Raw genomic sequence first — 10,621 nt, 5'->3', positions numbered from 1 at the left:
GATACAGTAATGCAAGACCGCATAACCAGGTCGATGAAACCTCTTGCACCGCACGGCCGGACCATACAGTTGGGTCATTCGCGACCGACACAGCCGATCCTGCCTGCCGTTTGATGTCTGTTTTTTCCCAAAAGCGCCAATCTGCTCCTCGAGATGGTCATCCATCGGGAGCGCGGCTTAACCTGCCAGCTTGCCGGTTCTTCCCCGTGGCGGTTCGCTAAGTAGCGACCTTACGCCCAGTTCATTTGAACAATAAAATTGGCCCCAGCCGTTTGGGCGGCGAGCTGGGGCCTTTTGGTCGCGCTCCGGTCTAGGGGGGCGTGACCGGAGCACATCGAGAACGCCATTCGTTCCCGACTCCAAAAAAGCCCCGGAAATCCTATTTTAGAGGCCATGCGTATGGCGTGCGAGCTCTGCCTGGCGACTGCCGGCAAGCAGGTCCCGTCGGGGTCCCGGATTGGCTTCATGAAGTGAAGCACGACGGCTATCGGATGCTGGTTATCCGGGAGAGCGAGCGTGTTCGCCTGTTTCCACGCAACGGCAGCGATTGGACCAAGCGCTCCGTGGGTCGCCGAGGCCGCATTGAAGAACCGGCACAAGCATTTCGTCATCGATGGCGAAGCCGTGATCCTCGGCGTCGTCGGCATCTCCGATTTCAACGCCCTCCACTCCCTAAGCACGATCACGAGGTGCAGCTTTACGCCTTCGACATTCTCGCGATGGGCGGCGATGACTTGCGCCCCCTCCCCCTGCACATGCAGAAAGCCAACCTGGAGTCTTGGCGCGCCGACCTCACGGGATCACTGTCGCGCCGTTCGAGCGTGGCGAGATCGGGCCAGACCTATTCCGCGCGGCGTGTCGCATGGACCTTGAAGGTCTCTAAGCACGGCGATCGGCCTTACCGCCGTGGCCGGCAAACGTTTTGGATCAGATCAAGAACCGAAGCCATCCAGCAATGGAGCGCGAGCTATGAGCTCCTGTCGGAACGCCTGAACACTGCAATGCGGCGGTCGTCCTGCCACAGCTCGACTGCTTGGCCGTCCTTGAGTTGCCTAGCACGTGCCTTGGCCGCCTCGTCGTCGGGACAGCGAAATTCTATTCGGTCCTTAATGTGGTCATCGTCCCCAAGGACGTAGATCCTGTAGCCTCGCATAGTCGGCCCCCATGGCCCGATGCCCCCGCGCAAGGGTATGGCAACAGACAAAAAATTTTCGCTCTAACATAGGTTATTCGCGAACAAAATTTGGTCTGCGCCGTATTTGTGCAGAGGACCATGGTCCTATGGATCCTGAGCAAGAACGGCTCGAGCACCAAATTGAACTCGCAACTCGAGCCGCGTCCTACATCAGGGATGAGTCTACGGTGCAGCGGCTGCTGCGGTTCGCCGAGCAGCTGAAACACAAGCTCCTCCTGTCTTCGCGGCGCCGCAAAATCCGGACGAGAGCCTACCGGCTTTGGGAACAAGCCGGATGTCCCTCAGGGCGGGACTGGGATTTTTGGTTTGAGGCAGAGAGGCAGATACGAGATCAGAACGAGTAGAACATGAATCTACCGCCTAAGCAGAATACGGCTAGCCAGCATGAACCGGCGGCCGAGTGCGCGGGACCGAAGTCGGCGCTTTTGCACCAAAAGCGAGGCCCGGCATTGGAGGCAAATCCGAACCGGACCTCGCAGCAGCCAACCCTGCGAGCCCTACGGCCAGTCCGTTTGCCCTGTAAGATCCCCGTTCGTCCGGGTTATCTGTCCGCGCAGGAACATAGGTCTTGGCGGGCATTTAGTCGAAATGAGAGGCCTATACTTCGGCGTTGCAGCGCTCACCGGCACCTACATTTTGTTCGTACTGTGGCTCGGACAGCATGAGAGGCAGGCAGGCGTCGCGCGCCTTCAGCAATATGAGCTGCCGCATACTCGGGCGACCGCCCGCGCTAGCCTGCCTAGGAGCGCCGGACACGCCCCAGCGTACAGGGTGGCAATTCCCTCGCGCAGCTTTGGCCGGCACGTATTAGGGCGAACTCCGCATGCGTGGCTCGCCTCCGTTGAGGGGAATTCGCTAACGACTGGCCGGGATACTGTTCTTGGCCGGTAATCGAAACTTGAAGTTTCGGGCGGCAGCCGATCACTGTTGGCAGCATCTTGATTTTCGCCCGGGAATGCCTTGTATTTTCCTTATGGAAGCTATTGCGCACGGATTGGCAACCCATGCCAAACAAAGTACCTCAACCTCCAAGATTTCGGATTTTCACGGCGACTCAAAGTGACCTCGAAATTGTGGTGCAAGCCCGTGAGAGCCTGAGGCGATCGATGCAGATACTGGACGAAAGCCGAAACGTCACGAGCCGCCTCGGATGCTGGAATCTCGACTTGCCGCCGCCGAGAGGGGATCGGGAGAGCAAATCTTAGGTCAGCTACTGTTTTAAGATGAAAAAGTCGCCTGACGTGTCGATAATTTTCATGTCACTGGCCGAGGCTTCCCCCTAGGCGCCGGTGGCTGAGAGACAGGTCGCGCTCCCGCCTAGTGCAGGGGAGAAAAGCGATGGCGTGGCTCAGCGCGGAAGCCGACGCACTGCTTGATCGCGCCGACAAGGCGATCGCGGTGTCCTTGTGTCGGAACGGGCGCGTTTGCGAGCAGGCAGCCAAAGATTGGCTGCGGGACTTCCCAGCGAAAAAGGAGGCAACGGACCGTCATCAACATCTCTGAGGTGGCCTGATGACTAGAGCCTGTCGCGTCTTGATCGTCGAGGATGAATATTTCCTCGCCACCGATTTAGAAGAGTCCCTCCGATTGGAAGGTGCGGAGATCCTCGGTTCGATCTACGAATTATCCAAGCAATCGCTATGGTTGACGAAGATGGCTTCGACGCGGCGCCACGGCTGATGTGCGGGTCAATGAAGTTCTGTTGGTGCCGATGGACGCTCAGAATCCTATGGTGGCCTGCTTGCAAGACGAATCAATTGAGCATCGCGTGGATTCGCATAAGCGGGCGATCGGCGGGGAATTCAGGGGATCTGCTTGATGAATGCCAGACCACTAACCGTGAGACGCTCTTCGCTGGTCTCGTCCTGGGCGACCAGCTCTTCCAGATGTGTCTCGAGCGCCGGCAGCTTTCGTTCGAACTCGGCCAAAAGGCCCATCATCCCGCAAGTGTCCCGGATACGGCGGATCGGCTTTTCAAAGATATCGATTTCAGCATTCATTGTACGACTCGGCTTACCTGCGGAGCTACCTTGTGTACGCAACTATTCTGGCGGCGGTTTCACAATCGTCTCTCGGCAAGCCGATCGAGAGGCAAAGGTTCCTTACCAAGGCGCGGATCACGAACCTCGTGGTGCGTCCCACGGTGGAAAGCCCCAGCCGGTGGAAAGCTGGGGCCTTCGCGGAAGGTCTCGCCGGGAATCATGAAGCGAGTACCGACCGGTAAGCCGGCTGCCGGTCTGTCCGTTCCCATCTATTCAACGGTTCGCGGTGTGTCCTGCCAGATCGCTTGCCCGAACGGCCGGCGCTATGACAAACGCTTATCTGGCAATCGGCGCATCCCTGGCCGAGGAACTTTCATGCTCGCGAAGTCTTGATCGCGGTGATGAGCGACGCGCTTTCACGCCCACGTGAAGAGGATGATCCATGGCCAAATCAGCGAAGAAACGAGCAGCCAAAAAATCGTCGGTGCGACGGCCACGTCAGGCACCGAAGAAACTGAGCGACCTATTCCTGGAAACGTTGAAAGACATCTATTTCGCCGAAAACAAAATCATCAAGACGCTTCCCAAGATGGCGAAGGCCGCCCACTCGAAGGATTTGACCGCCGCCTTCAACAAACACCTCCGCGAGACGCAAGGCCAGGTGAAGCGCCTCGAGCAGATATTCAAAATGCTGGGCAAGCCGGCCCGCGGCAAGACGTGCGAAGCGATCAACGGCATTACCGATGAGGGCGCCGAGATCATGAAGGATTTCAAGAACGCCCCCGCGCTTGATGCCGGCCTCTTGGCGGCTGCGCAGGCTGTCGAGCATTACGAGATCTCGCGTTACGGCACCTTACGCACCTGGGCCGAAGAGCTCGGTATGGCGGACGCTGCCCGGCTGTTGCAAGCGACGCTCGATGAGGAGGAAGCAACTGATCACGCCCTGTCCGAGCTCGCCACTTCCGTGATCAACCTCGAGGCCGAAGAGGAGCAGCGGGAAGCCGCTTAGTTGCTGTGCGGATCAATAACAAAGGCGCCGTGCCAAGCTCCACGGCGCCGAATGCCTAAGGCCGGGTTTGGCTCTTCCACTCATAAGGACTTCAATGATGCGCGGAGTCGATGACTGCCTGCCAGATGCGTTGGACTTCGCGATCTTCGTGAAGTTCGCACTTTGCCGCTTCGCGGGACACTGACGGCGCAGGGCGCGTGTCGCGCGGCTCAATCAAGCGCTCCGAGATCGGATCGTACCATTTTGCCAGACTGATCACGCGAGCGGCTCCATTCGTAAGGGCTTGCTCTCTTAGAGAAACAAACGCTCCGTCAGCGTAGAGCGTTCCAAGGCCGAAGGCTTGGGCCGCACCAACCCAACCGTGCTTTGCGGCAGTTTGCCGAACGGCCCGCTTTTAATCCCGGTTTCGGAACAATCATCCTGATCTGTCCGTTCTTCAAAGACTTAACGGAGGATCCTTATGGCACGTGCAGCGTGGAAGCGACCCAACTCGCCGATCGGAAAGAAGGGACCGCGCAAAGCCAATCCCGCCTACAAGCGTCGTTCGCGTCAGCCATCGTCGAGCGCCGATCTGCGCAAGTTGAGGCAGCTTGCCAGCGGTAACACCCCGACCGGGGTCATGAGTATCAAGCTTCAGCGACCGGTTGCGGCCATTCGCAGCAAGGCACAGCGCGAGGGGATTTCGCAGCCGCCTGTGAACCAGTCTCCCTACAATCGGCGCAAGGCGGCCAAGCGACGTAGATCGTGAGCTTAGTAGAAGCGATCATCTTCCGATATGGCCCGCGTTCTCATCGGCACATCCGGCTGGCACTATCAGTCCTGGCGCGGGCCGTTCTTCCCTGATGGTTTGCCATTCAAAGACCAGCTTCGCTATTATTCCGATCAATTCGAAACGACTGAGCTTAACGGTGTCTTCTATCGAACGCCTACTCATGCCGCCGTTGAGGCTTGGCGAGACCAAACCGGTCGGGATTTCGTGTTTGCCTGGAAGGCTTCCAAATTCATCACACACTGGAAACGTCTCTCCGATCGATCCGTAAACAGCCTCGAACTTTTGGAAGATCGCCTTTCACGGCTCGGCGGCAAGGCCGGACCGATCCTGTTTCAACTTCCCCCGCAATTTGAGGCCAACGCCGATCGTCTCGCTTCCTTCTTCAAGCTCTTATCGAGGAAGCGTCACTACAGTTTCGAGTTTCGTCATCCGAGCTGGTACGTGCCGCGGATTCTTCGGATGCTGCGCGACGAGAATATCGCGCTGTGTCTTTCCGACCATCATGATGCGCCTTCACCCTGGACGCGTACGGCGGATTTCGTTTATGTGCGAGGTCATGGGCCAAGTGGCCGGTATCACGGTCACTACCGCCAGTCGGCACTCTTGCAATGGGCCAAGCGCATCAAGTCCTGGAAGCGGCAAGGATGCGACGTCTATGTGTATTTCGACAACGACCAGAAGAGCGCGGCACCGGCGGATGCGAAGAAGCTCAAGTCGATGATTTAGACCGCGCTGCACCATGTGTGTGAGATGAAGTTCTCGCTTCGGGTTCCGCAATTTGACGTAGCGCCAACGCCGTTTTGGATCCCGAATTCTTCTTCCGAGCGGGAGCAAAGTCGCGGCTGCCGCATTGGTCTCGTACGAGATTTCCAGGATAAACGAGAGGGATTGAACAATGAGCGTCAAAGGCAAAGTCAAGGAAGGGGCCGGCTACATCAAGGAAGAGATGAACGAGCACGGCAAATCCGCCGAGAGCCAACAGAAGGCCCAGGAAGGCCGCGATCTGCGCAACCAAGGCCGGGTGGAAGACGGCAAGGCGCCGAAGACGACCAAGCCCGGCACAGGCCATCCCGAAAAGTAATGACCGCGAAGCCGTCCTGCGGCTCCATTGGCTGCTTCGGCACTGAACAAGCAAAAGATATCCCGCGCAACGGCGCGGGATATTTTTAATCAGAAATTGGCCGAACTTCACATCGCACGCCGCCTATCTAAGCTTCACCCTTGTCTAGGCTTCACCCCTGGCGGCTCCCACAGTGTCGGCCATCCTGGCCCCCCGGGCGCCAAGAGGTTTGGGTGAACCGGTTGTGGTGTCGCGCGCAGTCTGATGCTCCATTTCCGCATTGAGCTCGGCGCCCAGGAGAATCACGATCGCCGAAATCCAAAGCCAGGTCATGAAGCCGATCGCGGCACCGAGCGACCCGTAGGTCGCGTTGAACGTCCCAAAGTTTGCCGCATACCAGGAAAACAGCGCTGAAGCGCCGAGCCAGAGAATGGTGGCGGCAGCACCGCCCCGTGTGATCCATTGCCAACGCGGCGCCTCGCGGCTCGGCCCGAAGCGATAGATGCATGAAATCGCCAGCATAATGGCCACGAGCAGGACCGGCCACCGCGCAATCCGGATGAGAAGGTCGGCGAAGTTCGAGAGATAGAGATAGTTGAGAACAACCGGCACCGCGACGACCGCAGCAAGCGCACTCAGTACAAAGGCGATTCCAGCCACCGTGAAGGCGAGCGAGATAACGTTCAGTTTGAAGAAACCTCTTTTTTCTTTTTCGCCGTAGACGATGTTCAGCGTATCGAAAAGAGATTTCATCGCCGCGTTCGCGCTCCAGAGCGAGATCACCAGTCCGGCGAGAAAGGTCAATCCAAGGCTTCGATCTCCCTTGGTTGCCACACGCGTAAGCTGTTCGCGTGCGACGTCGATGGCACCGCCGGGCACGAAGCTCGAGATTTTGTCCAGATGCTTCGCGATACTGCCGGGATCGCTGAAAATTCCGTAGATGGCGACAAGTGCGGCGAGCGCCGGGAAGATCGCAAGGATGCTGTAGTAGGTCATGCCGGCGGCGAGTGCCAGGACGCGGTGATCGCCGATATTGGCATAGACCCGCAGCAAGACGTCCTTCCATCCTTTCGCCGGTATTTCTGTGGGTGAGCTCGCCTGCCGCCCGCGGTCTTCGACTTCCGTAGCAAGCCCGGCAGCCGATGCATCGCGCTTCGTTCCGGATGTCGGCGGCAAGTCCTGGGTCGTGGGCGCATCGCCAGCCTTGCGCGCCACTTCGGTCCGAACCGGCGCGAGGCGATCGACCAGAAAAGCTGCCGCCATCAGTCCAAGTGCCGAGGCGATGCTCCATCCATCAAGGCTGGCCCGCCGTTTTGGACCGCTCTCACGATTCATGACTCCTCCACTTCCATAATTGTCGCCGGTGACAGGAGGTTCCTCACGAGACGCGCACGATGACAGAGACCGGCGCTGCGGTCAGTTGGCGCCAAATCCAGCTTCGGAGCTGGACCTCCGCAGGCAACTTCGGCATGATCGAACCGCCGTCTAGGCGCGAGCAACTGCCCCATTTTTATCGTTCCGTTCTGAGGCGCCCGAAACCTGTCAGAAGGCGCATGAGGCGCTCAAGGACGATGCCCATGACAAGGCCGCAATCACGTCACTCGCCCAATGCGCAAGCAACACGACGCGTGTCCCGACCAACAGGGCACCGATTGTCCAGGCAAGGTTTCGTTTGGCCGGCGGCAGCTCGGTAGCGACGGACGCGAGCGCGCCTACATGCACCGCGTGACCTGAGGGAAACGCATCGAGAGCGCGGCCGGACAGCGGAACGCCGTGCAAGTGGCCCTGCACGGTACGGCGATCGGGCCGCACCTCATTGAACCGCCGTTTCAAAAGATGGGGAAGCAAGACGGCGCCGAGCGTCGTCAGAAGCACATGGTTGCTCGCGGCACGTTGCGCCGGTGGCCTTGCCCGGTAGTAGAACCACCAACCGATAGCGAAGGCCGTCAGCACGTGACCATCAGCGCCCCATGTCAGAAGTGACGAGGCCTCCTCCGGCGCGCGCCTTGTATTGCGTGCGATTGTGCGCGCGAGTGCTATGTCGGCTTTCGTGGGATGAATTCGTACACTCATTGATGGTCTCACAGGTCGCCGATGGGGCGCTACGCGCTGCGATGCAGCAACCGGCCTAAGGATGCGATCGGAAAATGCAGCACTCGCCTTTCCTCTAATCAAGCCGATCGCCGCACGTTCCTTCCATGGAACGGCGCCATTGGTCTTGCGTTTAGAAACAGGACAACCGGTCTGAGGAGGAGATCATGGGTTTCGGACGAGGTGCACTTCTGTGGCTTCTTGGCGTGCCGCTGCCGATCATTCTGCTGCTAGCCATCTTCTGGCACCACTAGCGAAGCGGCTCCGTTGCAACGTTAATCCTGTCCCGCGCTTTGCAAGGCGCGGGACTTTTTAGTCGTCGCTTACGAGCGAGATCCTGATTGCTTTCGAATGTGAAGAGAGATCTCTCGCATCGCGGGGACGAGGAGTTTATGGCTAGGGACGGCGAAGAGACGTCTGTGAAAAAGGATAGCTTCCTGAGACGTCTTGGTCCGGGGCTCATTACCGGCGCATCGGATGACGACCCCTCCGGCATCGGTACCTATAGCCAGGCCGGCGCGCAGCTTGGCTTCGGCATCGGCTGGACGATGCTTCTCAGCTATCCTTTGATGGTGGCGATTCAGGAGATATCTGGACGCATTGGGCGCATCACCGGCCATGGCATTGCGGGCAATGTGTGCCGAAACTATCCCGGCTGGGTCATCTGGTTTCTTGTCGGGCTACTGTTTGTTGCCAATACGATCAATGTTGCCGCCGATCTTGGTGCGATGGGTGATGCCGCACGTCTCGTCATCGGTGGTCCGGCGGCGCTCTATGTCGCGGCATTTGCCGCGATCTCGGTGCTGGCCCAGATTTTCATGAACTACGAGCGCTATGTGTCCGTGCTCAAATGGCTGACGCTTGTTCTCTTTGCTTACGTCATTGCGCTGGCCGTCGTCAAAGTCCCCTGGCGAGAGGCAATTGCGGGTCTCGTCATCCCGAAAATCGAATGGAGCGGCACCTTTTTAACGACGCTGGTCGCCATTCTCGGCACGACCATCTCGCCCTATCTCTTTATCTGGCAATCGTCGCAAGAAGCCGAAGAGCAGCGCATCGATCCAAAGAAAAAGCCGCTGAAGGAGGACGCGCGCACGAAGGATCGCGAACTCTGGCGTATTCGGATCGACACGATGGTCGGCATGGCGTTCTCGAACATCATAGCAATCGCGATCATCATTACCACTGCAGCCACGCTTCACCCGCAGGGCATCACCGACGTCCAGTCGTCGGCTCAAGCGGCCGCCGCTTTGAAGCCGATCGCCGGCCCCTTTGCCGAGCTCATCTTTGCGCTCGGGATCATTGGTACGGGTTTGTTGGCAATCCCGGTGCTGGCTGGATCAACCGCCTATGCAATTGGCGAAGGCCGCAAATGGCCGGTTGGACTCGCCCGCAAGCCCAAGCGGGCCGTTGCCTTTTACAGCGTTATGGCTTTCTCCTCCGTGGGACTTGGCGTCGCGCTCAATTTCACGCCGATAGACCCGATCAAAGCACTGTATTGGAGCGCCGTGATCAACGGCGTCTTGGCGGCACCCGTCATGGCGATGCTGATGCTGCTGGTGCGAAAGCCTGAAGTCATGGGCGACCTGCTTGTGCGCGGTTGGCTCTATTGGCTCGGATGGGCATCGACGGTCGCCATGGCACTTTGCATTGTCGGTATGGCGGTCAGCATGCTGTTGCCGGGGTCCTAAGGAGGAAAGGTGGACTACGCGTTGCGCTTCCTGATCGGCGGCATAGTCGTCTCGCTGTTTGCCATGGTGGGCGACGTGCTGCGACCTAAGAGTTTTGCCGGCCTGCTTGGTGCCGCACCCTCGGTTGCGCTTGCAACCCTTGCCCTCGCCTTTGCCAAGCATGGCGGTAGCTATGTCGCGATTGAGGGCCGCTCAATGATGCTCGGCGCCATAGCATTGGCGGCGTATAGTGCTGTTGTTTGTCAGCTCTTGATGCGTCTCAACTGGTCCGCACTGCAATCGACCTTGGCTGCGCTGGTGCTTTGGCCACTTATCGCGCTTGGGCTCGAGCAAGTCCTGATAGGCTGACAATCTTGAGGTTGACGATGGTGGTGAAAGTCAAATTCGCCGCGCTCAAGGAAAGCACGCCCTTTGAATACCTGACCCGCTTCGCCCTCGGCGGATTGGCGACGGTGGTTGCTGGGGTTGTTGGCAATCTGGCCGGGCCTGCCGTCGGAGGGTTGATGCTGGCATTTCCGGCCATCTTTTGTGCGAGCGCAACCTTAATCGAAAAGCACGAGCGCGAACGCAAACAACGAAAAGGACTGCAAGGCGCCCGACGCGGCAAGCAAGCGGCGGCGCTGGACGCCGCCGGCGCCGGGTGGGGCAGCGTTGCCATGGGCACCTTTGGATTGACCGTACTGTTTCTGGCTGCGGGCTCGCCCGTTATTTGCCTGCTTGCGGCTTCTCTCGTGTGGCTGGTGGTCGCGGTGGGGATGTTTCGTCTGCGTCGCGAGTGCCGCCGGACGCCGCCAGTTTCCAGATAGGTCTTGGACGAACAAAAG

At 58.9% G+C, this 10,621-nt stretch carries 13 protein-coding genes; 10 read left to right on the top strand and 3 right to left on the bottom strand.

Features of this window, described 5'->3' with window-relative positions:
* Positions 1–491: 491 nt before the first annotated feature.
* From Q2941_RS33245 to Q2941_RS33230, 4 genes are all read left to right on the top strand, one after another.
* A complete protein-coding gene (locus Q2941_RS33245) occupies positions 492–1,136 on the top strand; it encodes a DNA ligase-like domain-containing protein (protein WP_458195062.1) in 645 nt (214 codons plus the stop codon).
* A 28-nt stretch (positions 1,137–1,164) separates the two neighbouring features.
* A complete protein-coding gene (locus Q2941_RS33240; protein WP_458195058.1) occupies positions 1,165–1,539 on the top strand; it encodes a DUF2934 domain-containing protein in 375 nt (124 codons plus the stop codon).
* Between the two features lie 994 nt (positions 1,540–2,533).
* Positions 2,534–2,698 (top strand): hypothetical protein, encoded by a 165-nt coding sequence (locus tag Q2941_RS33235; protein ID WP_458195057.1) that lies wholly within the window; start codon positions 2,534–2,536, stop codon positions 2,696–2,698.
* A 30-nt stretch (positions 2,699–2,728) separates the two neighbouring features.
* Positions 2,729–2,875 carry a hypothetical protein gene (locus Q2941_RS33230; RefSeq protein ID WP_458195056.1) on the top strand — a complete coding sequence of 49 codons (147 nt, stop codon included), beginning with the start codon at positions 2,729–2,731 and terminating at the stop codon, positions 2,873–2,875.
* 122 nt (positions 2,876–2,997) lie between these two features.
* Here the strand turns inward: Q2941_RS33230 and Q2941_RS33225 are convergent, their stop codons facing one another.
* Positions 2,998–3,195, bottom strand: a complete 198-nt coding sequence (locus tag Q2941_RS33225) for a hypothetical protein (protein ID WP_458195055.1) — start codon at positions 3,193–3,195, stop codon at positions 2,998–3,000.
* 424 nt (positions 3,196–3,619) lie between these two features.
* Between Q2941_RS33225 and Q2941_RS33220 the strand changes: the two genes are divergently transcribed.
* The 3 genes from Q2941_RS33220 to Q2941_RS33210 all read left to right on the top strand — a co-directional run bounded on the left by Q2941_RS33220 (position 3,620) and on the right by Q2941_RS33210 (position 6,039).
* Entirely contained in the window at positions 3,620–4,186 is a 567-nt protein-coding gene (locus Q2941_RS33220; protein ID WP_458195054.1) for a YciE/YciF ferroxidase family protein, read from the top strand.
* A 775-nt stretch (positions 4,187–4,961) separates the two neighbouring features.
* Positions 4,962–5,684, top strand: a complete 723-nt coding sequence (locus Q2941_RS33215; protein WP_458195053.1) for a DUF72 domain-containing protein — start codon at positions 4,962–4,964, stop codon at positions 5,682–5,684.
* 169 nt (positions 5,685–5,853) lie between these two features.
* Complete coding sequence (locus Q2941_RS33210) at positions 5,854–6,039, top strand: hypothetical protein (RefSeq protein WP_458195052.1); 186 nt, start codon at positions 5,854–5,856, stop codon at positions 6,037–6,039.
* Positions 6,040–6,183: 144 nt separating this feature from the next.
* Here the strand turns inward: Q2941_RS33210 and Q2941_RS33205 are convergent, their stop codons facing one another.
* The gene (locus Q2941_RS33205) at positions 6,184–7,353 is read right to left on the bottom strand and encodes a YihY/virulence factor BrkB family protein (RefSeq protein WP_458195051.1); all 1,170 of its coding nucleotides are present in this window, start codon (positions 7,351–7,353) and stop codon (positions 6,184–6,186) included.
* A gap of 207 nt (positions 7,354–7,560) precedes the next feature.
* A complete protein-coding gene (locus Q2941_RS33200) occupies positions 7,561–8,091 on the bottom strand; it encodes a phosphatase PAP2 family protein (protein ID WP_458195050.1) in 531 nt (176 codons plus the stop codon).
* Positions 8,092–8,501: 410 nt separating this feature from the next.
* Here Q2941_RS33200 and Q2941_RS33195 point away from each other — a divergent pair, with 410 nt between their 5' ends.
* From Q2941_RS33195 to Q2941_RS33185, 3 genes are read left to right on the top strand one after another with little or no spacing between them, the layout of a single operon-like run.
* A complete protein-coding gene (locus Q2941_RS33195; protein ID WP_458195049.1) occupies positions 8,502–9,797 on the top strand; it encodes an Nramp family divalent metal transporter in 1,296 nt (431 codons plus the stop codon).
* Between the two features lie 21 nt (positions 9,798–9,818).
* Positions 9,819–10,145, top strand: a complete 327-nt coding sequence (locus Q2941_RS33190) for a DUF3147 family protein (RefSeq protein ID WP_458195048.1) — start codon at positions 9,819–9,821, stop codon at positions 10,143–10,145.
* A 17-nt stretch (positions 10,146–10,162) separates the two neighbouring features.
* On the top strand, positions 10,163–10,603 hold the full coding sequence (locus tag Q2941_RS33185; protein ID WP_458195047.1) for a hypothetical protein: 441 nt from the start codon (positions 10,163–10,165) through the stop codon (positions 10,601–10,603).
* Positions 10,604–10,621: the final 18 nt, after the last annotated feature.

The organism is Bradyrhizobium sp. UFLA05-153, from assembly GCF_054185185.1.
The sequence above is the reverse complement of the archived record's forward strand: the minus strand, read 5'-3'. Positions and strand labels throughout refer to the sequence as shown.